We start from the raw sequence: 24,852 nt of genomic DNA, 5'->3' as shown, positions 1-24,852 counted from the left end.
CTGGCGGCCCGGGAGGGACTCGAACCCCCGACCTTCGCTTTAGGAAAGCGCTGCTCTATCCTGCTGAGCTACCGGGCCGACCGGTGGGGGTGATAGCGCAAGGCTGTTCCGGTGGGAATGGCTGCGATAGAGGGGCGTATGGGGTTCTTGAAGGTGTTTCGCCTGCTGTACGTGCAGGTTCTCGTGGCGATCGCGCTGGGAATCGCCGTCGGCGCGATCTGGCCTGACGTCGGCATTGCGCTCAAACCCCTCGGCGATGGCTTCATCAAGTTGATCAAGATGGCCGTCGCGCCGGTGATCTTCTGCACCATCGTCTCAGGTATCGCCCGGATGAGCGACATCAAGGCCTTCGGGCGCCTGGGCGCCAAGACGCTGATCTATTTCGAGGTCGTCTCGACCTTGGCCCTGGCGATCGGCCTGATCGTCGGCAACCTGGTCAAACCGGGCCAGGGCTTCAACATCGACCCGGCCACCCTCGATCCCAGCATCGCCGCCGGCTATGTCGAAAAGGCCGAGCACGGCGACAGCCTGCCCGACTACATCCTCAGCCTGATCCCCGACGCCTTCTTCGGCGCTTTCGCCGAGGGCGCGCTGCTGCAGGTGCTGGTCATCGCGATCATCACCGGCTTCGCCTGCTCGCGGTTGGGGGCGTTCGGCGACAAGGTCGCCGGGGTGCTGGAAGACATCTCGAAGGTGTTCTTCTCGATCATCCAGGTGATCGTGAAGCTGGCCCCGGTTGGCGCCTTCGGGGCGATGGGCTTCACGATCGGCAAGTACGGGCTGGCCGCGTTGCTCAAGCTTGGCGCGCTGGTGGCGACCTTCTACACGACCTCGCTGCTGTTCGTACTGGTGGTGCTGGGCCTGATCGCGATGCTGGCCGGCTTCTCGATCTTCAAGTTCCTCCGCTACATCCGCGAGGAGCTGCTGATCGTGCTGGGCACCTCGTCGTCGGAATCAGTGCTGCCGCAGATGATGGACAAGATGCAGCGCCTGGGCGCGGGCAAGACCACCACGGGCCTCGTCATCCCTACTGGCTACTCGTTCAATCTCGACGGCACCAACATCTACATGACCCTGGCCACGCTGTTCCTGGCCCAGGCGACCAACATCGACCTGACCCTGACCCAGGAGCTGACCTTGCTGGGGGTGGCGATGCTGACCTCAAAGGGCGCCAGCGGCGTCACCGGCGCCGGCTTCATCACCTTGGCCGCGACCCTGGCCGTGGCCCCGCAGATTCCGATCGCCTCGCTGGCCATCCTGGTCGGCGTCGACCGCTTCATGAGCGAGTGCCGGGCCCTGACCAACCTGGTCGGAAACGGCGTGGCCACCATCGTCATCGCCCGTTGGGAGGGGGATCTCGACCGCGAGACCTTGGCGCGAGAACTGGATCGCGGACCCAATCATGCGGCGGCGGCAGCCGTTCCCGCCCACGCCGACGCCGACTGACCTGGCGAATTTCGCCTGGCATCAACCCGGGATTGACTTGCGCGGGGTGGCGCCGTTGAGGCAGGATTCAACCTAGGGCTAGTGGTTGAGGTGTCAGGGGAGCACGCCATGTTGGAGGCGGATGCTCAGATGGGGATGTCGGGCGGCGACCCGAAGAACCCGGTCTTCGCCCTCGTCGAGGTGATCGAGGCGCTGTCCGGCGCGCGCTCGATCGAGCAGATCGCCGAGATCGTCCGCGTCCGCGCGCGGGTCCTGACGGGCGCCGACGGCGTGACCTTCGTGCTGCGTGAGCGCGACGAGTGCGTCTATCTGGACGAGGATGCGATCGCCCCGCTCTGGAAAGGGCTGCGCTTCCCGATGAGCGCCTGCATCTCCGGCTGGGCGATGCTCCACGGCCAGACCGCGGTGATCCCGGACATCTACGCCGACGCGCGGATCCCGCACGACGCCTATCGCCCGACCTTCGTGCGCAGCCTGGTGATGACGCCGGTGCGCCCCAGCGACGCCATCGCCGCCATCGGCGCCTACTGGGGCCAGCCGCGCGAACCGACGGCCGAGGAAGTGATGCTGTTGCAGGTCATCGCCCGCGCCACAGCCACGGCGCTGGCCAATGTCCAGGCCTATGCCGCGCTGCACGAGACGCTTGAGCGCCGCAAGCTGCTGGTGAGCGAGCTGGATCACCGCTGCAAGAACACGCTGGCGGCCGTGCAGTCGATCGCCGACCAGACCCTGCGGCGCGCGGCCTCGCCGGCGCACTTCGTCGAGGCGTTCAACGGCCGGATCGGGGCGCTGTCGCGGGCGCACGAACTGTTGACCCAGGGCGACTGGGGGTGGGCGGGCCTCGCCGACGTGGTGGGCCAGGCGCTGACCCCGTTCTGCGGGGTCGGCGGGCTGCGCCTGGCGGTGTCGGGGCCACAGGTTGGTTTGGCTCCGGAAACCGCCGTGGCGATGCACATGACCGTGCACGAGCTGGCGGTGAACGCCACCAAGTACGGGGCGCTCAGCGTCGAGGGCGGCCGGTTGGACGTCAGTTGGGAGGTCGACCGCCGCGAGGCGCCCGGAGCGCTCGAGTTCCGCTGGGTCGAGCGGGGCGGGCCGCAGGTCGATGCGCCGGCCTCGCGCGGGTTCGGCTCGCGGCTGATCGAGCAGGGCATGGCCCAGGAGCTGGGCGGCGAGGCGCAGATCCTGTTCGATCCGGAGGGCGTGCAGTTTCGCCTGCGCGCACCGCTCTCGTCGCGGATGGCGCTCGCATGACGCCGCGCGTGGTGCTGGTCGAGGACGAACCGCTGGTCTCCATGATGATGGAGGACCTGCTGACCGACCTGGGTTGCGAGGTCGCCGCCAGCTTCGGGGCGCTGGCTCCGGCCCTGGCCTGGCTGTCGAGCCAGGAGCGGCTGCCCGACGGCGCGGTGCTGGACGTCAATCTCGGGGGCGGCGAGACGGTGTTTCCGTTGGCTGAGGCGCTGCGCGCGCGCGGGGTGCCGTTCGTGTTCGCGACGGGGTATGGAGTGCTGCCGAGCGACGGCTATCCGGACACCCCGCTGATCCGTAAGCCGGTCAACCAGGACCAACTCCTGCCGGTGGTGCGGGCCTTCGCGGCCCTCGCCTGATCGATTGGTAGCGTAAGCGGGCCCGCTGTGGGGCCCGACGGGAACCCGGATGCTGCACCGCGCCCCATCCCGTGTCGATTTCGCCGCGCCGTCGCGGCGCATGCTGCTCGCCGGCCTGGGCGGCCTCATGGCGACGCCGGCCGTCGCCCGCGTGATCCCCGGCGCCACCGAGGAGGTCTGGCTCGCCTATGAGGCGCGGCTGCGCGCCTGCGTCGCCGACGCCGGCGGCGGCGCATTCCAGGGGGCGAGCGAGCGCGAGCTCCTGTCGCTCACCAACAAGGCGCGCCTCGCGGATGGCGCGCCCGCCCTGACCTGGAACGCCGAACTCGCTCGCGTGGCGCGCGCCCACGCCGCCGATCTCGCCGCGCGAGGCTATGTCGAGCATCTCTCGCCCGAGGGGTTCGACCCGAGCCACCGCGTCGGGCTGCTGGCGCGGCGGATGATCGGTTCGGCCAGCGAGAACATCGCCTATCGCCGGGCGGCGCAGACCGCCGATGCGGACGATCTGATGGGCATCTGGCGGCGCAGTCCCTCGCACTGGTCGAACCTGCTGCGGCCCCGCTATGCGCAGGCCGGATTCGGCGTCGTCGCCCGCGGCCAGCGCACCTATGCGGTGGGCCTCTATGCGCGGCCGGACGGAAGGCTGGGCGCGCCGCTGCCCTTCAAGCTGTCACAAGAGGCTGAGTTGGCCAGCGCCCTGCGTGAGGCCCGGCCGGTGTTTGACAGCTTCGCCCTCGCCGATCCGCTGGACGAGGACGCGGCCTGGGCGCGGATCGAGGGCGAGCCGCTGCCGCGCGGGATCTACCAGCTGCGTCCGCGGCGGCGGGTGGACCGGTCGCAGTATCAGATCCTCTGGGGGCCGATCTTCGCCCGCATCTAGCCGAGCAGCGCGACCAGTTCGGCTCGGATCCGCGGCCAGGCCTGCGAGGAGGGGTCGATCAGCTCGAAGTGGCCGGCGTCTGCGAAGTCGATGACCTGCACTGCGTCGCCGGCGTCGGCGGCGGCGCGGCCATAGGCGGCGCCGAAGGCGCTGGGCACGATGTGGTCGAGCGCGCCGGAAATCACCGTCTGCGGCGCGCCCAGGGGCAGCAGGCGGGGCGGGGATGTGTCGGCATAGGCGTCGGCGGTCTCCCGCGCGCCGGCGCCGACCAGGGCGTCGATGACGCCCGGGCCGCCGCACTCGTCGGGGCCGTGCTCGTGATAGGCGGCCAGGTCGATGATCCCGGCCAGCGGCGCGGCGCCGAGCGCGGGCAGGGGATCGGCGACGTGGAGCGGACTGCTCGGGTCCAGGCGGGCGCGGCCCAGCGCCCAGACGGCCAGGTGCCCGCCGGCTGAGTGGCCGCTGAAGACCGTGCGCGGCAGGTCCAGCCCGTGCGGCCCGGCCAGCTGGCGCAGGTGGTCGATGGCCGCGCCGACGTCGAGGAAGGTGCCTGGAAAGCCGCCGCCGTCATGGCCGATGCGGCGGTACTCGATGTTCCACACCGCCACGCCGTGCTCGCGCAGATCCGCACAGGCGTAGTCCATCAGCTCCAGCCCGGGCAGGTCGGCGCGCCAGCAGCCGCCGTGGATCATCGCCACCACCGGGCGGGGCCCAGCGTCCTTCGGCAGCCACAGCTCGCCGAACTGCAGCGGATGTTGGCCATAGGCGATGCGCAGGTCGGCGGCGGCGCGGGGGCGGGACAGCAGGTCGCTGAAGGTGATCGGCGCGGGCATGCGGGGCTCTGAATGCGAAAACGCCCGACCTTGCGGCCGGGCGTTCCGAACTTGCAATCGGTTGGGGCGGCGTTAGGCCGCCACCGCCTTCACCAGGCTCTTGTTGAGAATGGTGATGGCCTCTTCGCGGTCGATGCGCTCGATCGCGGCGACTTCGCGGGCCATGCGGTCCAGCGCCGATTCATAGAGCTGGCGTTCCGAGTACGACTGCTCCGGCTGGTTCTCGGCGCGGTGCAGGTCGCGGACCACTTCGGCGATCGAGATCAGATCGCCCGAGTTGATCTTGGCTTCGTATTCTTGGGCGCGGCGCGACCACATGGTGCGCTTCACGCGGGCGCGGCCCTTCAGGGTGGTGAGCGCCTGGCTGACGACGTTGCCTTCAGCCAGCGAACGCAGGCCGGCGGTGCGGGCTTTCGCGGTCGGAACGCGAAGGGTCATCTTCTCATGGTCGAAGGTGATGACGTAAACTTCGAGAGAATAGCCGGCGACTTCCTGGGTTTCGATCCCCTGTACCTGGCCCACGCCATGGGCCGGATAGACGACGTGATCGCCGACGGAGAATTCCAGACCGCTCTTGCTCATTCGCTCAAGTCCTTTCGACTCGTCCGAACCCGTTAAGAGGCGTTAATCTGTACCGACAAGGCCAAAGGACACCCGCCGCAAAAACTGCGCGGTGTCTTACCCCTGTAGGAACGGAAATAGACCTCTAGGACACCCTTCGCCATTTAGCGGCGTACACTGGCCGGGGACGGCTCTTCTGCAGAAATTGATGCGGCGCGCGTGATCGCCACCGTCACATCAGCGCGGAAGGTATCATAAAAATCAGCCGAAAGAAAGGCTTGCCCCTTTGGGAGGCGCCTAGGAACCGCGGCCGGGCTTTTCGCTGAAGTACTTTTCGAACTTGCCGGTCTCGCGTTCGAACTCCTCGCGGTCGGCGGGTGGTTCGCCCTTTACGGTGATGTTCGGCCAGACTTTGGCGTAGTCCGTGTTGATCTTCAACCACTTGGAATCCGAGTCATCCTCGGTGTCCGGCTTGATGGCGTCGACCGGGCATTCCGGCTCGCAGACGCCGCAGTCGATGCATTCGTCCGGATTGATGACCAGGAAGTTCTCGCCCTCATAGAAGCAGTCGACGGGGCACACCTCGACGCAGTCCATGAACTTACATTTGATGCAAGGATCCATGACGATGTAGGTCATCGCGAGGTACAACTCCGGCCGGTCTAATCGGGCGGCGGTTTTTCCGGCTCCGGGCGCCCAAAGTCAATGGCCGTGGCCCGCAACTTATCTGGAAGGGGTATTAGTCCCCCCAGACGGCTGCAGACTTATCACTGTTTCGGTCGCCGCCTCGACCGCCTGGCGCGAGTAGCTCAGCGGCACGTACTCTCCCTTGGCCCACAACGGAAACAGGTCGCGGAAGTGCGGGCTGGCCGGGTCGCCCGACTGGCCGGGCGTGTTGATCGCCATGCTGTTGTCCCAGGCGCCGACGTCCAGCACCATTCGGAACGAGGCCCCGGCGACGACACGATAGTCGTTCGGCCGCCAGGTCGCGGCCAGCGGTGAGAGCGCGGTCCCGGCCATCGGCGCGGTTCCGCTGGACCAGGCGTCGCGCTCGGCGGCGGGAACCTTCGGCGTCAGCGCATGATCGAACCGCGCCTGATGCAGCTTGCCCCAGGCCCAGGCCTTCGGATCGGGACCGAGCTGGCCGGCCACCTCGTCATAGGCGGCCAGCAGGCTCTGCGAGAGGATGGCGTCGCGGGCGGCGGCCGGATCCGCGCCGAGGCTGGCGTCCGGCGCTTCCAGCAGCGCCATGACCGCGGCGATGTCGCCATTGCCCATGGCCGCGCGGGCCGCCAGCGGCACGGCGCGGGCGACGGTCGCCTTGCCCAGGTGCTTGGTGATCCAGACCTCATAGAGCGCCGCGCCGGCGCTGTCGGCCGCAGTGCGCTGGTCCCAGCCGGCCAGCAGGGCGATGGCGGCGGCGAGCTTGGGGTCGCCCGTCTTCACGCTCGCCAGCAGGGCGTTCATCCGACGCGCTGTGACGTCGGTCGGATCGGTTTGCAGGGCCATGGCGTCGACCAGGGTCAGCTTGTCCTTGGCGGCGAGGACCTCTTCGATCCGCTGCATGCGCGCGGCGTTCGACCACTCAAAGCCGACCTTGCGCTCAGCGTAGGGGTAGTCGGCGGGCAGGTTCAGCTGGTTGGCCGAGGCGAACCAGCCCGAGGCCGGGTTGTGGGTGCTTGGCAGCTCATCCAGCTTCAGGAAGCCGGTCCATTCGTAGCGCCCGTCGCCCGGGATCGGCATCAGGCCGTCCCAGTTGGCGCGCCGAGGAACCTTGCCGGCCGCGACCCAGCCGATGTCGCCCTTGGTGTCGGCGAAGACTTGGTTCTCGGACGGGGCGCCCCAGTCGGAAAGCGCATTGCGGAAGCTCGGCCAGTCCTTGGCGGTCATGTAGCCCATGGAGCCGAAATAGGCCGAGGTGCCGGGCTCGGCCCAGACGCTGCGCACGGCGAAGGCGCGCGACCTGGCGGCGTCGGCGTAGACCACCGGGCCGTGGCGGGTGAAGTGCAGCTCGACCTTGCGCGGGGCCTCGCCCTTGACCGCGATGGTCTCGGTGACGGTGGACATGTCCGCCCACCCGTCGCCGTAGCGGTACTTCAGCGGCGCGCCGACCTTCGTCTCGTAGACGTAGAGGTCCTCCTGGTCGGCCGGGAAGATGGTCAGGCCGAAGGCGACCGTGCCGTTGTGGCCGATCGAGACGCCGGGCAGGGCCGGTTCGCCGGCGCCGATCACCGAAAAGCCGGGCGCCTCCATGTGCACGATGTAGCGCAGCGACGGGGTCGAGTGCTCGCGGTGCGGGTCGTTGGCCAGGATCGGGCGGCCGGTGGCGGTGCGGCTGCCGGCCACGGTCCAGTTGTTCGAACCGATCGCCTCGGGCGGGATCTCCAGCATGGCGAGCTTGGCCTGCGAGCCGGTGAAGCGGACGCCGCGGGTGGCCAGCTCGTAGTCGCCCAGCACCGCCTCGGTGATGTCGCAGGGATCGAGGCCCGCCGGGACCTTGGTCTCCCATTTCGGCTCGATGTGCTTGTAGAGGCGGGCGGCCGCGATGCCGCCTGCGCAGGCGATGCGGGCGCGGCCGACTTCGTTGGGGACGTTGCGGGTCAGGCCGTGACTGCGGATGCGGACCACGTCGTCGGCGCTCCAGCGGTCGGGCCTGGTCCCGGCGATCTGGAACTCCTGCGGCAGCGGCCGCTTGCCGGCGGCGATCTCGTCGACAAATGCGTTCAGGCCGGCGACGAAGGCTTCCGTGTTGTCCTTGGCCCCGGCCCCATAGGCGTTCCACTCGCGGGCCATGTCGCCGCGATAGAGGAAGAGCCGCGCGGCCCGGTCTTGGGCGACGTAGTCCGGGCCAAAGTCCTTGGCCAGTAGGCCAAGGCCGCGCTTGCGCCACAGATCGACCTGCCAGAGCCGGTCGCGGGCGACGTTGTAGCCCTGCAGAAAGAAGGCGTCGCGGGTGTCGGCCGCATAGATATGGGCGATGCCCCAGCGGTCGATGCGGATCTCGGCCGGCTGGGCCAGCCCGGCGACGCTCAGCGTCTCCTGCTTGGGCGCGGCGTGGGCGGCGGTGGCGAGCAGAAGGGCGGCGGGGATGGCGGCGGACACGAGACGTTGCATACGGCCACGCTAGGCTGCGCAGCCGCCATGGGCAATTGCGCGCTAGCGGCCGAGGAAGATGCCTCTCGAGGCGGGGGGCGGACCGAAGCGGTTGTCTCCGGCGTCGCCCTTACGAACCCCCATCCAGATGTAGGCCGCAAGGTACAGCGCCAGAGTCACCAGAAGCGTGTCCCCCAGCAGGCCCAGTTGCAATGCGACCAATGGCAGGCATACGGGCATCAAAAGTACGGGGAGCAGCCACCAGCCGCTACGGCCGAAGTCGTGTAGCCGGCGAATCTGAACGATCGCGAAGGCGATGGAGATGCTGGATCCGATATCCCCGATGATCAGGCTCAAGAGGAAGCCGACAATGCAAAGCATGCCGAAGTAGAACCAGTACTCCTTGCGACCTGCGCGTCCCTTCAGAAAGCCAAACAACGGCCTCTCGCTACGCTCTACGTCAAGTGGCTTGTCGCTCATGATCGCCCCAACAGGTCCCGCGCGCATCGTGGCGCAAGCTTAACCTTGGGTCGAGTGCCCTCCGTCGAAGTTACTTCGGCGCGGCTAGCCCTTTGAAGCCGTGATCAGCGCCGCGCGTTCCTCGGCGCTCAGCGGCCGCCACTTGCCCTCCGGCAGGTCGCCGATCTTCAGGGGGCCGACGCGCACGCGCATCAGGTCGACGACGCGCAGTTCGACCAGCTCGGCCATGCGGCGGATCTGGCGGTTGCGGCCTTCCTTCAGGACGATGTTGAGCTTCTGCTCGGTCACCTGGGTGACCTTGGCCGGGCGCAGCTTGCGGCCGTCCAGCTCCAGGCCGTGGCGCAGCAGCGCGATCTTCTGGGGCGTGATCACCCCTGTCAGGAGCACGTTGTACTCCTTGTCCATCTCGGACTCCGGCCCGATCAGGGCCTTGGCCAGCACGCCGTCCTCGGACAACACCAGCAGGCCGCGCGACTCGCGGTCCAGCCGGCCGAGCGGGGCCAGGTTGTTGGCGGCGGTCGGAATGGTCGCCTCGCCCTCGCCCCACAGCGCCTGGCGGGTCAGCAGGGTGACGGCCTCGACCTGGTCGTCTTGCGGCAGCGACGAGACGATGCCGATCGGCTTGTGCAGCACGATCGACAGGCTGGAGCTCAGCTTTTCCTGGGCGCTGTTGTTCAGCACCAGGGTCTGGCCCTGCAGGATCTTGCGGCCGGCGTCGTCCACCCGTTCGCCGTCGATGAACACCAGCCCCTGGGCGATCAGGCCCTCGGCCTCGCGGCGCGAGCAGACGCCGCTTTGCGCCAGCCACTTGTTGACGCGTTGGGGTTCGGGGTCGTCGTAACGTCGGGTCCAGGCCATGCGTCCATGTAGGGCGCGGGCTAGCCGGCGTCCATCGGGGCGTAGAGCGTGCGGGCTTCCTCGGCCGGGCCGCGGCGCTCGCCGAGGGCGGCGACCTCGACCGCGATCAGCCGCCCGCCGAGCGCGAAGACGAGCTTGTCGCCGATCTTCAGCGGCCGCGCGCACTTGTCGATGCGGGTCTCGGCGCTGCCGCGTGTCAGCCGCACCTTGCCGTCGTCCAGGAACTTGGCGGCCAGCGAGCGGGTCTTGAAGAACCGCGCGCGCCACAGCCACACGTCGGCCCTGCAGGCGTCCTCGCTCATGACGCCTGGCTCCGCGCCGCCTTGGGCTTGCGCCGCCGTCGCGGACGTCTTGCCGGCGGCGGCTGGTCCTTGAGGGCGGCCAGCGCGGCGAACGGTGAGTTTACAGGCGGCGGCGCCTGAGCTTCGGGGCGGGGCCTCTCGCCGCGACGGCGCCAGACCAGGGGTTCGCCGTCCTTGGGCTTGGTGGTGGGGGCGAAGGCGAGGGCGCGCATGATCTCGCGGGCGTCGGCCTCGCTCCAGCCGAGCTCCTCGCGGGCCTGGTCGGAGAGCAGGCCGGCCTTCGGCGCAGCGCGCAGTAGGGCGTCGAGCCGCTCCAGCGTCTCGACCGGCACGGCGTGGCGGCCGACGGCTCGCAGGCCAAAGGCGGCGAGGTTCTGCGCCGGCGGGGTCGGACCGTTCAGGCGGCCGGCGCTGACCCGGCCCTCGCGGGGGATGAAGCCCTGGGCGAAGGCAAGCGAGGCGGGCTTGAGCAGCGCCGGTAGATAGAGGCTGAAGGCGCCCAGCCGCACGCCCAGGGACTTCAATGTACGACGCTCGACTTGGCTCAACGCCTTGGCCTCGGCGCGGACCAGGTCGCGATCCAGGATGCCGCCGGCCTCGATCAGGCGGTAGGCGACGCCGCGGGCCAGGCCCCTGATCTTGCCGGTCGCGACCGCGGTCTCGAGTTTGCGCAGGGGCGCCAGCCGGCGGCCGGCCTCGGCGGCCAGGAAGGCCTCCAGCCGTCGCGCCGCCCGCTCGCGGGCCTGGGCGGGGCCAAGCTCGCCATAGAGGCGGACGCGGGGGGTGAACGGCGTGCCGCCTGCAAAGGCGGCCGTCGCCTCGCCGCGCCAGAGCACGACGCCGTCCGGGGTGAAGGCGAAGGCCTCGTCGGGCTCGGCGGACAGTTGTCCCAGCCGCTTGGCGATCTCGGGCGCGACGGCGGTGACCGCGGCCGCGCGCAGGGCCTTTTCCTCGATCACCGAGGAGCCGTGGGCCGGCTCGAAGGCCACGCCGCTCAGCTTGCCGACATACTGTCCCTCGATCGTCACCGCGCCGTCGGCGGCGACCCCGGCCAGCACCTCGCCGCGCACGTGCAGCGCGCGCATCAGCACGCTGGTGCGGCGGTCGACGAACCGCGCCATCAGCTTCTCATGCAGAGTGTCGGACAGCCGGTCCTCGAGCAGCCGGGTCTTGCCCTGCCAGCCGCCGGGATCGGCCAGCCAATCGGGGCGATTGGCGACATAGGCCAGGGTGCGCACGCTGGCGAGCCGGGCGGCCAGGGTGTCGATCTCGCCGTCCGTGCGGTCCAGGTGCTTGTACTGGCCGGCGATCCAGTCCTCGGGAACCTTGCGGTTGCGGCTGGTCAGCCAGCCGAAGAACTCCCGGACCAGGCGGATATGCTCCTCGCCCGAGGTCTTGCGGAAGTCCGGCGTCTGGCAGACGTCCCAGAGCTTGGTCAGGGCCGAGCGGTCGCGCAGGGTGCGGTCGATGACCTCCGGCTCGTCGGCCAGGGCCCGCAGGGTCTTCTCGTCCAGGGCCTCGGCCGACAGCTTCAGGCCCGGCTGGGCCGGCGGCGCCGACAGCGAGCGCTGCAGGGTCGCGAGCGAGGAGAAGTCGAGGGCGGCGTTGCGCCACTCCGCCGCTGCGACCGCTTCGAAGTGATGCTGCTCGACGGCCTCGATCAGGTCGGCGTCCATGTCCTCGCACTCGCCGGTGACGCCGAACGTGCCGTCGCGGGTGAAGCGGCCCGCGCGGCCGGCGATCTGGCCGACCTCCGGCGGGTGCAGGAAGCGGGTGCGCTTGCCGTCGAACTTGCGCAGGCCGGCGAAGGCCACGTGATCGACGTCCATGTTCAGGCCCATGCCGATGGCGTCGGTGGCGACCAGGAAGTCGACCTCGCCGGACTGGTAGAGCGCGACCTGGGCGTTGCGGGTGCGGGGGCTCAAGGAGCCCATGACAACCGCCGCTCCGCCGCGCTGGCGGCGGATCAGCTCGGCGATGGCGTAGACCTGGTCGGCCGAGAACGCGACGACGGCCGAGCGGCGGGGCAGGCGGGTGAGCTTCTTGGGGCCGGAATAGGTGAGCCGCGAGAACCGCTCGCGGGTGACGATCTCGGCGTCGGGCAGCAGCCGGCGTATCAGCGGGGCCATGGTGCCGGCGCCCATGAACATGGTCTCGAACCGGCCGCGGGCGTGCAGCAGGCGGTGGGTGAAGATGTGGCCGCGCTCCGGGTCGGCGCAGAGCTGGATCTCGTCGACGGCCAGGAACTCAACCTGGCGGCTCAGCGGCATCGCCTCGACCGTGCAGACGAAATACTGCGCGCGGGCCGGGACGATCTTCTCCTCGCCGGTGATCAGGGCGACGCAGGAGGGGCCGCGCAGTTTGACGATGCGATCGTAAATCTCGCGGGCCAGCAGCCGCAGGGGCAGGCCGATCATGCCGCTGGCATGGCCGAGCATCCGCTCGACGGCCAGGTGGGTCTTGCCGGTATTGGTCGGTCCGAGCACCGCCACCAACTTGGGCGGGCCGAAGTCCGACAGACGCGCGCTCATGCCTTCAAGGTGGGGCGGGAATCATCGCGCGGCAAGCGGGGCCTAGGAAGCTTCGGGGCTTGCCCGTCGGGCTGCGATGAAGGCGTTGAAGTCGAACGACGATGACGGCCCGCTGATTTCACCCTCAATGAGGGCGTCGCGGAGAGCATCAACGGCCGCTTCGTTGCGATCGTCCTGAAGCGAGGCCTTGGGGCTCTTCATCCATCATCTCCAGCTCGTCATGGCAGGCCAACGTGCCGGCCACCCATAAACGCGAGATCCCGTGTTTGACCTACGAGGCTGCCGTCTATGGGTCGCCGGGACAAGCCCGGCGATGACGATCATTGAGAGGATTTCGGCGGCAACGTGAGCCGCCGCCGGAGCTAGGCCTTACTTCGCCGCGGCGATGTAGTTATCGATGACCTGGTCGAGGACCGTCAGCGGGGTGCCGCCCGAGAGCAGGCCCGCGTCGTGGAACTTGCGGATATCGAACTTGCGGCCCAGGGCCTTCTTGGCCCGAGCACGCGCGTCCATCCAGGTGATCTTGCCGACCATGTAGCTGCAGGCCTGGCCTGGCCAGACGCAGTAGCGCTCGACCTCGGTGATGGCGCTGGCCTCGGCGTCGCCGATGTTGTCGACGAAGTACTTCACCGCCTGTTCGCGGCTCCAGCGCTTGTGGTGCATGCCCGAGTCGACCACCAGGCGCACGGCGCGGAACATGGCGTCGTGGAGCATGCCGATGTGGCCGAGCACGTCGTTGTCGTACATGCCCATCTCGACCGCCAACTGCTCGGCGTAGAGCGCCCAGCCTTCGCTATAGCCCGAGAAGCCGATGACCTTGCGGATCAGCGGCAGATCGCTGGCCTCGTTGTTGAGCGCCAGCTGCAGGTGGTGGCCCGGAAGACCCTCGTGATAGGTCAGGGTCGGCAGGGTCCAGGCGGGCACCTCGGCGGTGTCGCGCAGATTGATCCAGTAGATGCCCGGGCGGGCGCCATCGAGGCTGGGCGAGAAGTAGTAGCCGCCCGGAGCGCCGGCCTCGGTGGCCGGGGGCACGCGGCGGATTTCCAGCGGGGCCTTGGGCAGCTGGCCGAACCACTGCGGCAGCTTGCCCTCGATGATCTTCACTTGCTCGTTGAGCTTGGCCAGCAGCTCTTCCTTGCCGGCGTCGGTGTTCGGGTAGACCTGCTTGGGATCTTCGGCCATCGCGCGATAGCGCTCGCCGACGGTTCCCTTGGTGTAGCCGGCCTTCTTCATCAGCGCGTCGGCTTCGGCGCCCAGGCTACGGACCAGGTCGAGGCCGGTCTGGTGGACCTCGTCCGGGGTGATGTTCGAGGTCGTGTAGTTGCGCAGGCCCAGGCGGTAGTAGGCTTCGCCGTCGGGTAGGCGCCAGCAGCCGGCGTCATGCACGGCTTTCGGGCGCAGCTCTTCCAGCAGGGCCAGCTGGCGGGCGAGGGCGGGGCGGACCTTCTCGGCGTAAAGGCCCTGCGCCTGGCCGGCCCAGTCGCCCTCGATGTTCTTCTCTTTGGTCCGGCGCACTAGGCTGGCGACCAGCGGAGCCTTCTCCGGCTCGTAGGCCAAAAACGCCTTGAGCTGGGTGATCGCCTTGTCGAGCACGAAGTCGGGCGGGGTGACGCCCAACGCGACGTCATGGCGAACCACGTCGGCTTCCTGGTCGAGCAGGCGGCCGAAAGCTTCCATCCGCGCGACATAGGCGTCGGCGTCGTCCTTGGCCTCGATCCGGTGCTGGGTGTCGAGGAAGTCCGGCATCTGCTGGTAGGCGCCGGTCAGCTGCGAGATGACATAGGGCGAGTTCACGCCCTGGCCGCCGTACTGGAAGCGGCGGTTGGCTTCGTCCTGCACCGCCAGCACGAATTCGACGGTGTCGTAATTGACCGCGTCCATGCCCTTGAGCTGCTTGCGGTCGAGGCTGCGCAGGTCCTTCAGGTCGCGGGTGGTGTTGGCCTTGTTCTCGGCCAGCGCGGTCAGCGAATAGTCGGACAGTTCGGACTTGGTCCAGGCTAGGTCGCCCTTGTCGATGCCGAGCATGGTCGGCAGTTCTGGCGAGCGGCGGAAGGTCTGAGCCATCGCCTTGTCGAAGAAGGCGTACATCTTGGCCGCTTCGCCGGTCGGCGCGGCGGCGAAGGCGAGCTTCGGCGCAGCGGCGGCGGCGCCGAACGCGGCGGCGCTCGCCAGAAGCTGGCGACGGTTATGCATGGGATCCCCCGTAACTGTAACTTTGCAAAAACAGTTACACCGCCGGAGGCGGGGGCTCCCATTAATTCGCGCTAATCTGGCGCCCGTTCAATCCAGGGTGCGGCGGTAGCGGGCCATGGCCAGGGCCGTGACCACGCAGACGAAGGCGGTCAGGGCCAGCAGTTCGCGCCACATGTCCTCAATGCCCTGACCCTTCAGCAGCGCGCCGCGCACCACCCGCAGAAAGTGGGTGACCGGCACCACCTCGCCGATCGCCTGGGCCCAGGCGGGCATGCCGCGGAACGGGAACATGAAGCCCGAGAGCAGGATCGAGGGCAGGATGTAGAACATGCTCATCTGCATGGCCTGCAATTGGGTGCGGGCGACGGTGGACATCAGGAAGCCGAGCGCCAGCGAGCCGACGATGAACAGCGCCACGCCCAGCGATAGGCCCAGCCAGCCGCCCATCATCGGCACGTCGAACAGGAACCGCGCCAAGAGCAGGATGATCGCGGTCTGGATCAGGCCGACGAAGACATAGGGCGCGAGCTTGCCGGCCATCACCTCGATCGGCTCGACCGGCGTGGCCAGCAGGCTCTCCATCGTGCCGCGCTCGGCCTCGCGGGTCACCGACAGGGCGGTCATCATCACCAGGGTCATCGAGAGGATGATGCCCAGCAGGCCAGGCACGATGTTGTAGGCGGTGATCGCCTCGGGATTGTAGCGGCGGTGGACGATCACCTCGAACGGCGGGGCGGCCTGGCCGCGCGCGGCGAGCGCGCCTTTCAGGTCGTTGGCCAGCGCCTGTTGGGGCAGGGCGGCCAAGGCGGCGACCGCCGCGCCGGTCGCCGACGGATCGGTGGCGTCGACGTCGACGAGGATCTGGGCCTGGTCGCCGCGGGCGACGCGGCGGGTGAAGTCGCCGGGAATGGTGATCGCGAACTGGACCTCGCCGCGCCGGACCATCTCGTCCAGCTCGGCCGGGGTCCGGGCCTGGGCGACGAGATCGAAATACGCGCTGTTCTTCAGCGCGGCGGTGATCGAGCGGGCGAAGACGCTGTCTTCCTGGACCAGCAGCGCGGTTGGCAGGTGGCGCGGCTCCGAATTGATCGCGTAGCCGAACAGCAGCAGCTGGACGACCGGAATGGCCAGCATCATCGCGTAGGTCAGGCGGTCGCGGGTGAGCTGCTTGAACTCCTTGATCATCACCGCCAGCACGCGGGTCGCCGAGAAGCCGTTCATTTGAAGTTGTCCTCGGACGTCTCCATCAGGCGGATGAAGACGTCTTCGAGGCTGGGTTCGACCTCCGTCCACTTGAAAGGCGCGCGGCGGTAGGGCGCGAGCGCGGCCTCCAGGGCGGGGCGGTCGACGCCCGAGACGTGCAGCGATTGGCCGAACGGCGCGGCCATGTCGACGCCGGGCAGCTTGCCGATCTCCACCGACAGCCGGTCGATGCCGGGGCCCTCGCCGTTGAAGGTGATCAGGTGGGTGCTCTCGATCACCTGCTGCGCCGTGCCCCGGGCGATCAGCCGGCCGTAGCTGATGTAGGCGATCTCATGACAGCGCTCGGCCTCGTCCATGTAGTGGGTGGAGACCAGCACGGTCAGCCCCTCGGCCGAGAGGGCGTGGATCTCGTCCCAGAAGGTGCGCCGCGCTTTTGGGTCGACGCCGGCGGTGGGCTCGTCGAGCAGCAGCAGCTTGGGCTCGTGCAGGGTGGCGGTGGCCAGCGCCAGGCGCTGCTTCCAGCCGCCTGACAGCGAGCCGGCCAGCTGGCCGCGGCGCTCGATCAAGCCCAGCCGCTCCAGCGCCTGATCGACCCGCTCCTTGCGGCGGTCGAGGCTGTGGATGCGGGCGGAGAACTGCAGGTTCTCCTCGATGGTCAGGTCCTCGTAGAGCGAGAACTTCTGGGTCATGTAGCCGGCGCGGCGCTTGATGAGGTTGGCCTGGGTGATGATGTCGAGGCCGAGCGCCGTGCCCGCGCCGCTGTCGGGGGTCAGCAGGCCGCAGAGCATCCGCAGGGTGGTGGTCTTGCCCGAGCCGTTGGGGCCAAGGAAGCCGCAGATCTTGCCTTCTTCCACCTGCAGCGAGACGTCCTGGACGACGTGCTTGTCGCCGAAGCTCTTGTTCAGCCCGCGGACGTTGATCGCCAGCGTCACTTCGCGCGCTCCAGCGGCTGGACATCGACCGGCTGGCCCGGGTTGAGCCGGGCAGAGGGAACCGCCTCGACCAGGAAAACCATGCGGTCGCGGGCCTCGCGGCTGTAGATCACCGGCGGGGTGAATTCGGGGCGCGGGCTGATGAAGCTGACCTTGGCGGTCAGGCCGGACGGGCAACCGTCGCAGGCGAACTTCACCTGCGAGCCGACCTTGTAGGTCGAGATGTCGGCCTGGGGCACGAAGAAGCGGACCTTGATGCGTTCGTCCGGCAGCAGGGCCAGGATCGGCTGGTTGGCCGCAGCCCACTCGCCGGTCTGGAAGAAGACGTCTTCGACCCGCGCTGCGCCCGGCGCGAGGGGGGCGACGTCGGAGAGCCGGGCGTCGGCGGCGGTCAGCGCGGCGCCGGCCTGCGAGACTCGGCTGTCGGCGGCGCGGATCTGGTCTTCGCGCGCGCCGAGCGCGGCGGCCTGGCGCTGCTTGCGCGTGGCGGTGACCTGGGCGGCGGCGGCGTCGCGGGCGGCCTGGGCGTCGTCGAGCTGGGCCTTGGCGTAGTAGCCTTTCTCGGCGAGCGGCCGGACCCGTCGCAGGGTGGCTTCGGCGTCGCGCAGGGTCGCCTCGGCGGCGGCGACATTGGCGTCGAAGACGGCCAGCTCCACCGGGCGCTGGCCCTTGCGGGCGTCTGCGGCCTGGGCCTGGGCGGCGGAGACTTCGGCGCTGGCCTGGTCGCGGGCGCCTTGCAGCTGCGAAGGATCGACCACGAACAGCTTCTGGCCGGCGGCGACTTGGTCGCCGCGCTGGACCAGCATCTGGTCGACGCGGCCCGCGACCGGCGAAGCCATGTACAAGGCCTCGCCCTCGACATAGCCCGACAGCACCGGCGAGCGGTGCAGGCGTGGATAGGCCCAGAGCACCGCGATCAGGACGGCGGCCACGAGCAACAGGGCGATGACCAGTACGCGTTGCCTCATGCGGCGGCTCCTGCGTCGGGGCGCATGCCGCGGAGCCACAGCTCCACGTGCTGCTGCGCCAGGGTCGGGATGTCGAGCGGCTCGGCGCCGACGGGAACGAAGGTCTCGCGCCAGATCACCCCGAGCAGCATCGGCGAGACCAGGGAGATCGCGCAGTGGCGAGGATCGCCGGCGCGCAGTTCGCCGCGGGCCTGGGCGGCGGCGATGGCGCCGCTCATCACGCCGAGGGCCGGTTCGACCAGCCGCTCGCGCCAGGTGCGGGCGAGTTCGGGAAAGTTCCGCGACTCGCCGATGACCATCTTGATGATCCCGCCGACCGGGGAGTCGGTCGCGATGCTCGAGACGATCGTCGCGAAGGCGCGCAGCAGGTCGGGGAACGCGGCGTCGTGTTCGGCCAGCGCTGTCTGGAGGCGGCCGAGGTTGGGTGCCACGCCTTGCTCGATGACCGCGCGGAAGATGTCTTCCTTGGTCGCGAAGTAGAGATAGAGCGCGCCCTTGGAGACTCCGGCGCGGGCGGCGATGTCGTCCAGGCGGGCGGCTGCAAAGCCCTTCTCGGCAAAGACATCCATTGCCGCGGCGACGATCTCGTCCGGACGATCGGCTTTGCGGCGCTTGAACTTCGGCTGTCCGGCGGGGAGCATCGGTCTCGCCATAAATAACTGACTGGTCAGTTATTAAACCTGCGTGCGACGCTCCGCAAGCCGCCCGCCTCCTGGACTGTCGCCATGGACTTAAGGCGCGGCTTGGGGCCGCGGTTCCCGCGCCGCCGCGTAGCTCAGGGAAGACCCTGACGGGGAGCGCCCCTGGCCATTTGGCCAGGGTGCGACGGAACGTCGCCGCAACCGTTCGGCAACCATGCGCGATGACGGCCGTTACGGACGCCGAAGTCTGCCCGTTCCATGCGGGGAAACCCTTGGCTCATCAGGGGTGTTCGAAGGCATCCAGACTTAGGAAGAGACGACGGGAGAGGTCGTAAGAAGATGATCGGTACAAAAACTCGCGCCGTGGTGTTGAGCGCGCTCGCTATCGGGACGCTCGGCCTCGGCGGCTGCGCCACCAAGAAGTTCGTCAACGAGCAGGTCGCCGTGGTCGACGGCAAGGTCGCCAACCACGAAACCCGCCTGGGCGAACTGGACCGCACCTCGCGCGACGCCCTGGACCGCGCCACCGCGGCCGGCAAGCTCGCCGAGGGGAAGTTCATGTACTCGGTGGTGATGTCGGACGACGCGCTGAAGTTCCCGCTCGGCAAGTCGACCCTGTCGCCGGAAGCCGAGTCGCGGCTGTCGGCCTTCGCCGAGCGCCTGAAGGGTGAGAACAAGAACGTCTACGTCGAGGTGCAAGGTCACACCGACGCGACCGGCTCGCCCGAGGGCAACATGCGCCTGGCCCAGGATCGCGCCGAGACCGTTCGCCGCTACCTGAACAAGCAGGGCGTGGCCCTGAACCGGATCGCCACCATCGCCTATGGCGAGGACGAGCCGGTCGCCCCGAACGACACGCGCGAAGGCCGCATGGCCAACCGCCGCGTCGTGCTGGTCGTGCTGTCCTAGTCAGCCGGCTGCGCAGAATCGAAAGCCCCGTGCGTCCGCGCACGGGGCTTTTGTCTTGTTCAGCGAACGGTGTTTTGAGGTTAACGCCCGGTCAAGCGCAGCTGGAACGCGCGCGAAACGAAGGGTGACCGAATCAGCGACTCCGCCCGATTCAGTCTTTGTTCCCTACAAGCTATTGTATCCCAAGGGCATTGGACCACAACGCCGCCCGGCCGCCGCCGGGGCCCAGAGTCACTTTTCTGCCGATCTGAAGCGGTCAAATGCCAGCCCCGCCTTGACGTCGCCGGGCCCCTTCGACTATATCGCCCGCTCCTTGGCGCGGGTCCGCCCGCCGTCCATCCCTTTTCTCGCGTAGGTCATAAAGCCATGTCGCGTCGTTGCGAACTCACCGGTGTCGGTCCCATGGTCGGCCACAACGTCAGCCACTCGAACATCAAGACGAAGCGCCGCTTCCTGCCGGCCCTCTCGCCCGCCACGCTCCAGTCGGACGCGCTGGGCCAGTCGTTCCGTCTGCGCGTGACCAACGCCGCGCTGCGCACGCTGGATTTCAAGGGCGGCCTGGACGTGTTCCTCACGGGCGCCCGTGACGAGCAGCTGTCGCCGCGCGCTCTGAAGATCAAGCGTCAGGTCAAGGCCAAGCTGGCCAGCCAAGCCGCCGCCTAAGATTACGAACTCTCTCCAGGGTTCTAAGGGCCGCCCTCCGGGGCGGCCTTTTTCGTTTCGACGGCTGCGCGATGGGATCATAGTCCGCCAGGTTCGACCTTGGAGCCCTGGCCATGACCCTTCGCAAGGCCGCCCTGGCCCTGACCGCGCTCACCGCGCTCGCCGCCTGTTCGCCGAAGACCGAGCCCGCCGCGCCGCCGGAACCCGCCGCCGTCGCGCAGGCCCCCTACAGCTTCAAGATTGGCGCGCTGCAGGCCAACGCCCTGCTCGACGGGGCGATCAAGGTCGCCAACGACGGCAAGACCTTCGGGGTCGGCCGCCCGCCCGCCGAGGTGGCCGCGGTGCTCAAGGGGGCGGGCCACGATTCGCTCGATCTCAGCATCCAGCCCCTGCTGGTCCGTGGCGAAGGCCGGGTGATGCTGTTCGACACCGGGGCGGCGCGGGTCGGTTTCGCCCAGGGCGGCAAGCTGCTCGCCTCGATGCGGGCGGCCGGCGTGGACCCGGCGCAGGTCACCGACATCTTCATTTCGCACAGCCATGCCGACCATGTCGGCGGTCTGGTCGGGGTCGATGGCGGCCTGACCTTCCCCAACGCCGCGATCCATGTCTCCGCGCCGGAGTGGGCGGCCATGCAGGCCGATCCGGGCCAGGCGGCGCTGGTGAAGGCGATCGCGCCCAAGGTCGCGGCCTTCGCGCCGGGGGCGGAAATTCTGCCGGGCCTGGTGACCGCGGTGGAGGTCCGGGGGCATACGCCGGGACACAGCGCCTTCGAGATCGCCTCGAACGACCAGCGGCTGCTCTACGTCGGCGACACCGTGCATCACTTCGTGATCTCGGTCGCCAAGCCCGAGTGGGACATCGAGTACGACGGCGGCTCGACGACGGCGCCGGCCAGTCGCCGGGCGCTGCTGAAGCTGGCGGCGGACCAGGACCTACGGCTTTACGCCGTGCACTTTCCCTACCCAGGCCTGGGCCGCGTGAAGGCCCACGGCGAGGGGTTCGCCTGGGTTCCGGAAGCCGGCTAGGCGATCGGCGCGACGATCGGCAATCCTGCCGATAGGGGCCGATTTCCGCCCAGCAACCTGCCCATAGGCCGCTTTGGCCTGCCGATAGGCGCTCTACCGGCAGGTATCGGCCGCGAGCCTCCAGAAATCTGCCGGTCAGCGCCGCGCCGGCTTCCAGTCGAAAGCCAGCAGCAGGGTGCGCTGGCTGCTTTGGAAGTTGTCGTCCGACAGCAGATAGAATCGCACCGAGCCGTCCTTGGCCGGGACCGCGGCGATAGCCTCGAAATTGTCGATGGTCAGGGGGCGCGCCATCTCCATGCGGGCGATCTCGCCGCCAGCGTCGTGGATGGTCAGGGCGATGCGGTTGCCGCGCACCGGATCCCAGGCGCGCAGCAGCCAGGCGGTGCGACCCTGTGGCAGACGGGTGACCGCGACCAGGCCGAACTCGGCCGGCTTGGCGATGACCTCTCCCGGCGCGCAGCCGGCCGAGAGGCGGCAGGTCCAGGTCTGGCCGCTCTCCTCGCCGCCGGCGACATAGGCGTCGGGGCCAAGCTCGGGGGCCGGGCCGAGCGCCTCCATCCCGCCGTTGGCCGGGAAGCTCGCGTCGGGGGCGGGCGCCTGCCGCGGCGCAGAGCCGTCGGCGGGGTAAAGCCAGATGCGGTGGCGCTGCTCGAAGCTGATCAGCATGTCGCCGTTGGCCAGGAGCGCCATGCCCTCGGAATCGGATTCCAGCTTGCCCTGCAGCGGCTTGCCGTCGAGGCCGGTCAGGGCGCTGACCTTGCCGCCGGTGAGGCCGACCAGGCGGCCGGCCTTGTCGAGCACGAGCCGCGCCTTGATCAGGTCGCCTTCGTCGCTGACCGCGGTGAGGTCGACGCCATTGCGGACAGCCATGTCGGAGAGGCCGTGGAAGCGGGCGGTGTCGGCCGAGGACAGCACCAGGCCGCCGGCGTAGCGGAAGTCGCCGATGCGGTCCTGGGTCGGGTCGGCCGGGTTCAGCGGGACGGGCGTGGCGGCGATGGCGATGGCCGGCCCGGCCGGCAGCGGCGCCGTCGGCAGGGCCGGGGCCTGCTGGGCGCAGGACGCGAGGGCCAGCGCGGCGAGCGCGGTCAGCGTGAAACGTCGCATGGTCACTATCCCCCTCGGTCGCGGCGTGGGCGCAGTGAGGGGGGAAGTCCGCCGCGGGTCAAGCCGGGCGGCGTCCTTTTGCGGCGGAGGCCGAAGTCCCCCTCACCCCGACCCTCTCCCCCAAGGGGGCGAGGGAGTGTGCGGCGGGAGCGGCCGTGCTCATTTCCTCTCCCCCAAAGGGGGCGAGGGAGCGAGTGGGGCCTAAGCCACCGCCCGGCGGACTTCCTTGAAGGTCGAGCGGCGGGCGGGGCCGCCTTGCGGGCCTTGGGTGCTCGGCGGCGGGGCCAGCAGGCCGGCGGTCTTGCGGGTGACCTTGCGGATCTCCTCGTCGAACAGCTCGGCCAGCTGGTCGACGATGACCCCGGCCAGTTGCTCGACGTCGACGATGGTCACGGCGCGGCGATAGTAGCGGGTCACGTCATGGCCGATGCCGATGGCGATCAGCTGCACCGGGCTCTTGGTCTCGATCTCGGTGATCACGTCGCGCAGGTGACGCTCGAGGTAGTGGCCAGAGTTCACCGACAGGGTCGAGTCGTCGACCGGGGCGCCGTCGGAAATCACCATCAGGATGCGGCGCGCCTCGGGGCGGCCGATCAGCCGCTGGTGCGCCCACATCAGCGCCTCGCCGTCGATGTTCTCTTTGAGCAGCCCCTCGCGCATCATCAGGCCGAGGTTGCGGCGGGCGCGCCGCCACGGGGCGTCGGCGGCCTTGTAGATGATGTGACGCAGGTCGTTCAGGCGGCCCGGCTGGGCGGGCTTGCCGGCCTTCAGCCAGTCCTCGCGCGAGGAGCCGCCTTTCCAGGCCCGGGTCGTGAAGCCGAGGATCTCGGTCTTGACGCCGCAGCGCTCCAGCGTGCGGGCCAGGATGTCGGCGCAGACCGCGGCGACCATGATCGGGCGCCCGCGCATCGAGCCGGAATTGTCGATCAGGATGGTCACGACCGTGTCGCGGAACTCGGTGTCTTCCTCTTCCTTGAAGGCGAGGGAAGCGGTCGGGTCGGTGATCACCCGCGTCAGCCGCGCGGTGTCGAGGATGCCTTCCTCGAGGTCGAAGCTCCACGAGCGGTTCTGCTGGGCCATCAGCTTGCGCTGCAGCTTGTTGGCCAGGCGCGAAACGACGCTGGAGAGGCTGGCCAGCTGCTGGTCGAGATAGGCGCGCAGGCGGGTCAGCTCTTCGGCGTCGCAGAGCTCCTCGGCGGCGACGATCTCGTCGTGGGCGGTGGTGAACACCTTGTAGGTGGCGACCTTGGCGTCGCCCTTGAGGTCGGGGCGGGCCGGCTGCTCGCCTTCGCCCATCTCCGGCGGCTCGTCGGTGTCCTCGGCGTTGGGATCATCCTCCGCCTGCATCATCTGGCTGTCGGCGTCCTCGCTCTCGCGATGGGTCGCCTCGTTCTCGTCCATCGCGGTCTGCTGCGGGGACTGGCCTTCGCCTTCGCCTTCGTCGCCGTCGTCCTGCGATTCAGCCTCGCCGTCCTCGCTGTCGCCTTCCTCGTCGTCGGCCTGATCGGGCGCGTCGGTGAGATCATCGCCCATCGAGAGGTCGCGCAGGATGGTCCGGGCGATCTTGGCGAAGGCCTTCTGGTCGCCGGCCGCGTCGATCAGACGGTCGAGATCGGCGCCGGCCTTGGATTCCACCTCGGCGCGGAAGAGGTCGACCAAGGGCTTGGCCATCGAGGGCGGCGGCTCGCCGGTCATCCGCTCGCGCGCCAGCAGGGCGACGACGTCGGCCATCGGCGGGTTGGCCAGCGCTTCGAGCTGGTTGAGCGGCTTCTTGGCCCAGGCGTGCTCGTGGACCGCGCGCAGGTTCGCCTTCACCCCGCCCAGCGCATTGGCGCCGACCGCCTCGATGCGGGCCTGTTCGAGCGCGTCGTAGATCGGCGCGCCAAGCGCCGAGGCCGGACGGCCCTTGGCGTGGGCGGCGACGTCGTGGTGGGCCAGGCGCAGCGCCATCTGGTCGGCCAGCCCGCGGATGCGGGCGGCGTCGGCCGGGGTCAGGTCGCGGGGCGGATGCGGCAGCACGGCGCGGTTGCCCGACAGCTGCGGACCCTCGCCCGAATAGACGATTTCCAGGTCCGGCTTCTCAGCCAGGGAGCGCGCGGCATGGGCCAGGGCGCGCTTGAAGGGCTCGACAGGGCTTTCCGGGTTCTTGGCCATGCCAGTCATTTAGAACGACGGTTCGCGTCGCCCAAGGGGGAATGCGCCCTGACGTAGGGACAAGATGCGGTCGCAAGAAATTCGACGAGGTTGTCGGATCGCGGTTGCGACGTACGTCCTTGGCGCAATGGGCCGATGGGGCCGACGGAGGAATGACGATGCGCGTGATGGTTCTGGTGAAGGCGACCGTCGACAGCGAAGCCGGCGCGATGCCGTCGAGCGAGCTGCTGGAGGCGATGGGCCGCTACAACGAACTGCTGGTCGAGGCTGGGATCATGAAGGGCGGCGACGGGCTGCAGCCGTCGTCCAAAGGCAAGCGGGTGGCGTTCGACGGCGACAAGCGGGCGGTGATCGACGGGCCGTTCACCGAGACTAAGGAGATCGTCGCCGGCTATTGGCTGTGGGAGGTCAAGGACATGGACGAGGCGGTGGCCTGGGTGAAGCGCTGCCCCAACCCGATGCCGGG

24 protein-coding genes and 1 tRNA gene are annotated in these 24,852 nt (G+C 69.1%); 8 read left to right on the top strand and 17 right to left on the bottom strand.

Annotation, left to right across the window (positions count from 1 at the left end; translation table 11 throughout):
• Position 1: 1 nt before the first annotated feature.
• Positions 2-78: transfer RNA gene (locus tag C0481_RS21185), tRNA-Arg, on the bottom strand.
• Between the two features lie 60 nt (positions 79-138).
• Between C0481_RS21185 and dctA the strand changes: the two genes are divergently transcribed.
• From dctA to C0481_RS21165, 4 genes are all read left to right on the top strand, one after another.
• Positions 139-1,446 carry a C4-dicarboxylate transporter DctA gene (dctA, locus tag C0481_RS21180; protein WP_293407684.1) on the top strand — a complete coding sequence of 436 codons (1,308 nt, stop codon included), beginning with the start codon at positions 139-141 and terminating at the stop codon, positions 1,444-1,446.
• 108 nt (positions 1,447-1,554) lie between these two features.
• Entirely contained in the window at positions 1,555-2,700 is a 1,146-nt protein-coding gene (locus tag C0481_RS21175) for an HWE histidine kinase domain-containing protein (RefSeq protein ID WP_293407681.1), read from the top strand.
• Entirely contained in the window at positions 2,697-3,056 is a 360-nt protein-coding gene (locus C0481_RS21170) for a response regulator (RefSeq protein ID WP_293407679.1), read from the top strand. Before C0481_RS21175 ends, C0481_RS21170 begins: the two co-directional genes overlap by 4 nt.
• A 49-nt stretch (positions 3,057-3,105) precedes the next feature.
• On the top strand, positions 3,106-3,936 hold the full coding sequence (locus tag C0481_RS21165; RefSeq protein WP_293407677.1) for a CAP domain-containing protein: 831 nt from the start codon (positions 3,106-3,108) through the stop codon (positions 3,934-3,936).
• Here the strand turns inward: C0481_RS21165 and C0481_RS21160 are convergent.
• The 14 genes from C0481_RS21160 to C0481_RS21095 all read right to left on the bottom strand — a co-directional run bounded on the left by C0481_RS21160 (position 3,933) and on the right by C0481_RS21095 (position 18,531).
• Entirely contained in the window at positions 3,933-4,769 is an 837-nt protein-coding gene (locus tag C0481_RS21160) for an alpha/beta hydrolase (RefSeq protein WP_293407675.1), read from the bottom strand. The two genes, C0481_RS21165 and C0481_RS21160, sit on opposite strands and share 4 nt — an antisense overlap.
• Positions 4,770-4,841: 72 nt before the next feature.
• Positions 4,842-5,351, bottom strand: coding sequence for a CarD family transcriptional regulator (locus tag C0481_RS21155; RefSeq protein WP_293407673.1), 510 nt, complete (start codon positions 5,349-5,351; stop codon positions 4,842-4,844).
• A gap of 276 nt (positions 5,352-5,627) precedes the next feature.
• A complete protein-coding gene (gene fdxA / locus C0481_RS21150) occupies positions 5,628-5,969 on the bottom strand; it encodes a ferredoxin FdxA (RefSeq protein WP_056023631.1) in 342 nt (113 codons plus the stop codon).
• Positions 5,970-6,053: 84 nt separating this feature from the next.
• On the bottom strand, positions 6,054-8,444 hold the full coding sequence (locus tag C0481_RS21145) for a penicillin acylase family protein (protein ID WP_293407669.1): 2,391 nt from the start codon (positions 8,442-8,444) through the stop codon (positions 6,054-6,056).
• A 42-nt stretch (positions 8,445-8,486) separates the two neighbouring features.
• Entirely contained in the window at positions 8,487-8,903 is a 417-nt protein-coding gene (locus tag C0481_RS21140; RefSeq protein ID WP_293407667.1) for a DUF805 domain-containing protein, read from the bottom strand.
• An 84-nt stretch (positions 8,904-8,987) separates the two neighbouring features.
• The gene (locus C0481_RS21135) at positions 8,988-9,761 is read right to left on the bottom strand and encodes a pseudouridine synthase (RefSeq protein ID WP_293407665.1); all 774 of its coding nucleotides are present in this window, start codon (positions 9,759-9,761) and stop codon (positions 8,988-8,990) included.
• A 20-nt stretch (positions 9,762-9,781) separates the two neighbouring features.
• Positions 9,782-10,063 (bottom strand): RNA-binding S4 domain-containing protein, encoded by a 282-nt coding sequence (locus C0481_RS21130; protein WP_293407663.1) that lies wholly within the window; start codon positions 10,061-10,063, stop codon positions 9,782-9,784.
• Entirely contained in the window at positions 10,060-12,594 is a 2,535-nt protein-coding gene (locus C0481_RS21125; RefSeq protein ID WP_293407661.1) for a helicase-related protein, read from the bottom strand. Before C0481_RS21125 ends, C0481_RS21130 begins: the two co-directional genes overlap by 4 nt.
• Before the next feature lie 42 nt (positions 12,595-12,636).
• Entirely contained in the window at positions 12,637-12,795 is a 159-nt protein-coding gene (locus C0481_RS21120; RefSeq protein WP_293407659.1) for a type II toxin-antitoxin system ParD family antitoxin, read from the bottom strand.
• Positions 12,796-12,963: 168 nt separating this feature from the next.
• Positions 12,964-14,787, bottom strand: coding sequence for a DUF885 family protein (locus C0481_RS21115; RefSeq protein ID WP_293407657.1), 1,824 nt, complete (start codon positions 14,785-14,787; stop codon positions 12,964-12,966).
• A gap of 87 nt (positions 14,788-14,874) precedes the next feature.
• Positions 14,875-16,008 carry an ABC transporter permease gene (locus tag C0481_RS21110; protein ID WP_293407655.1) on the bottom strand — a complete coding sequence of 378 codons (1,134 nt, stop codon included), beginning with the start codon at positions 16,006-16,008 and terminating at the stop codon, positions 14,875-14,877.
• Positions 16,005-16,922 (bottom strand): ABC transporter ATP-binding protein, encoded by a 918-nt coding sequence (locus C0481_RS21105; RefSeq protein WP_293407653.1) that lies wholly within the window; start codon positions 16,920-16,922, stop codon positions 16,005-16,007. The genes C0481_RS21110 and C0481_RS21105 overlap by 4 nt, the downstream gene beginning before the upstream one ends.
• Complete coding sequence (locus C0481_RS21100; protein ID WP_293407650.1) at positions 16,919-17,890, bottom strand: HlyD family efflux transporter periplasmic adaptor subunit; 972 nt, start codon at positions 17,888-17,890, stop codon at positions 16,919-16,921. Before C0481_RS21100 ends, C0481_RS21105 begins: the two co-directional genes overlap by 4 nt.
• Positions 17,887-18,531, bottom strand: coding sequence for a TetR/AcrR family transcriptional regulator (locus tag C0481_RS21095; protein WP_293407648.1), 645 nt, complete (start codon positions 18,529-18,531; stop codon positions 17,887-17,889). The genes C0481_RS21100 and C0481_RS21095 overlap by 4 nt, the downstream gene beginning before the upstream one ends.
• A gap of 339 nt (positions 18,532-18,870) precedes the next feature.
• Between C0481_RS21095 and C0481_RS21090 the strand changes: the two genes are divergently transcribed.
• The 3 genes from C0481_RS21090 to C0481_RS21080 all read left to right on the top strand — a co-directional run bounded on the left by C0481_RS21090 (position 18,871) and on the right by C0481_RS21080 (position 21,128).
• Positions 18,871-19,440 (top strand): OmpA family protein, encoded by a 570-nt coding sequence (locus tag C0481_RS21090; protein WP_293407646.1) that lies wholly within the window; start codon positions 18,871-18,873, stop codon positions 19,438-19,440.
• A 366-nt stretch (positions 19,441-19,806) separates the two neighbouring features.
• Positions 19,807-20,103 carry a 50S ribosomal protein L28 gene (gene rpmB, locus C0481_RS21085; RefSeq protein WP_293407644.1) on the top strand — a complete coding sequence of 99 codons (297 nt, stop codon included), beginning with the start codon at positions 19,807-19,809 and terminating at the stop codon, positions 20,101-20,103.
• Positions 20,104-20,216: 113 nt separating this feature from the next.
• Positions 20,217-21,128, top strand: coding sequence for an MBL fold metallo-hydrolase (locus tag C0481_RS21080; RefSeq protein WP_293407642.1), 912 nt, complete (start codon positions 20,217-20,219; stop codon positions 21,126-21,128).
• A 135-nt stretch (positions 21,129-21,263) separates the two neighbouring features.
• Here the strand turns inward: C0481_RS21080 and C0481_RS21075 are convergent, their stop codons facing one another.
• Both C0481_RS21075 and cobT read right to left on the bottom strand, forming a co-directional pair.
• Positions 21,264-22,232: an esterase-like activity of phytase family protein gene (locus C0481_RS21075; RefSeq protein WP_293407639.1), complete on the bottom strand. Its 969-nt coding sequence runs from the start codon at positions 22,230-22,232 to the stop codon at positions 21,264-21,266.
• A 201-nt stretch (positions 22,233-22,433) separates the two neighbouring features.
• A complete protein-coding gene (gene cobT, locus C0481_RS21070) occupies positions 22,434-24,386 on the bottom strand; it encodes a cobaltochelatase subunit CobT (RefSeq protein ID WP_293407637.1) in 1,953 nt (650 codons plus the stop codon).
• A 158-nt stretch (positions 24,387-24,544) separates the two neighbouring features.
• Between cobT and C0481_RS21065 the strand changes: the two genes are divergently transcribed.
• The coding region (locus tag C0481_RS21065; protein ID WP_293407635.1) for a YciI family protein at positions 24,545-24,852 on the top strand (308 nt) is incomplete at its 3' end.

The organism is Phenylobacterium sp., assembly GCF_013822795.1.
GTDB lineage: Bacteria > Pseudomonadota > Alphaproteobacteria > Caulobacterales > Caulobacteraceae > Phenylobacterium.
This window is presented reverse-complemented; position numbering and strand designations above follow the sequence as displayed.

Excerpts from the sequence above, each read along its gene's own strand:
- dctA (WP_293407684.1), top strand. The coding sequence starts at position 139 with ATGGGGTTCTTGAAGGTGTTTCGCCTGCTGTACGTGCAGGTTCTCGTG.
- C0481_RS21175 (WP_293407681.1), top strand. The coding sequence starts at position 1,555 with ATGTTGGAGGCGGATGCTCAGATGGGGATGTCGGGCGGCGACCCGAAG.
- C0481_RS21170 (WP_293407679.1), top strand. The coding sequence starts at position 2,697 with ATGACGCCGCGCGTGGTGCTGGTCGAGGACGAACCGCTGGTCTCCATG.
- C0481_RS21165 (WP_293407677.1), top strand. The coding sequence starts at position 3,106 with ATGCTGCACCGCGCCCCATCCCGTGTCGATTTCGCCGCGCCGTCGCGG.
- C0481_RS21160 (WP_293407675.1), bottom strand. The coding sequence starts at position 4,769 with ATGCCCGCGCCGATCACCTTCAGCGACCTGCTGTCCCGCCCCCGCGCC.
- C0481_RS21155 (WP_293407673.1), bottom strand. The coding sequence starts at position 5,351 with ATGAGCAAGAGCGGTCTGGAATTCTCCGTCGGCGATCACGTCGTCTAT.
- fdxA (WP_056023631.1), bottom strand. The coding sequence starts at position 5,969 with ATGACCTACATCGTCATGGATCCTTGCATCAAATGTAAGTTCATGGAC.
- C0481_RS21145 (WP_293407669.1), bottom strand. The coding sequence starts at position 8,444 with ATGCAACGTCTCGTGTCCGCCGCCATCCCCGCCGCCCTTCTGCTCGCC.
- C0481_RS21140 (WP_293407667.1), bottom strand. The coding sequence starts at position 8,903 with ATGAGCGACAAGCCACTTGACGTAGAGCGTAGCGAGAGGCCGTTGTTT.
- C0481_RS21135 (WP_293407665.1), bottom strand. The coding sequence starts at position 9,761 with ATGGCCTGGACCCGACGTTACGACGACCCCGAACCCCAACGCGTCAAC.
- C0481_RS21130 (WP_293407663.1), bottom strand. The coding sequence starts at position 10,063 with ATGAGCGAGGACGCCTGCAGGGCCGACGTGTGGCTGTGGCGCGCGCGG.
- C0481_RS21125 (WP_293407661.1), bottom strand. The coding sequence starts at position 12,594 with ATGAGCGCGCGTCTGTCGGACTTCGGCCCGCCCAAGTTGGTGGCGGTG.
- C0481_RS21120 (WP_293407659.1), bottom strand. The coding sequence starts at position 12,795 with ATGAAGAGCCCCAAGGCCTCGCTTCAGGACGATCGCAACGAAGCGGCC.
- C0481_RS21115 (WP_293407657.1), bottom strand. The coding sequence starts at position 14,787 with ATGCATAACCGTCGCCAGCTTCTGGCGAGCGCCGCCGCGTTCGGCGCC.
- C0481_RS21110 (WP_293407655.1), bottom strand. The coding sequence starts at position 16,008 with ATGAACGGCTTCTCGGCGACCCGCGTGCTGGCGGTGATGATCAAGGAG.
- C0481_RS21100 (WP_293407650.1), bottom strand. The coding sequence starts at position 17,890 with ATGAGGCAACGCGTACTGGTCATCGCCCTGTTGCTCGTGGCCGCCGTC.
- C0481_RS21095 (WP_293407648.1), bottom strand. The coding sequence starts at position 18,531 with ATGCTCCCCGCCGGACAGCCGAAGTTCAAGCGCCGCAAAGCCGATCGT.
- C0481_RS21090 (WP_293407646.1), top strand. The coding sequence starts at position 18,871 with ATGATCGGTACAAAAACTCGCGCCGTGGTGTTGAGCGCGCTCGCTATC.
- rpmB (WP_293407644.1), top strand. The coding sequence starts at position 19,807 with ATGTCGCGTCGTTGCGAACTCACCGGTGTCGGTCCCATGGTCGGCCAC.
- C0481_RS21080 (WP_293407642.1), top strand. The coding sequence starts at position 20,217 with ATGACCCTTCGCAAGGCCGCCCTGGCCCTGACCGCGCTCACCGCGCTC.
- C0481_RS21075 (WP_293407639.1), bottom strand. The coding sequence starts at position 22,232 with ATGCGACGTTTCACGCTGACCGCGCTCGCCGCGCTGGCCCTCGCGTCC.
- cobT (WP_293407637.1), bottom strand. The coding sequence starts at position 24,386 with ATGGCCAAGAACCCGGAAAGCCCTGTCGAGCCCTTCAAGCGCGCCCTG.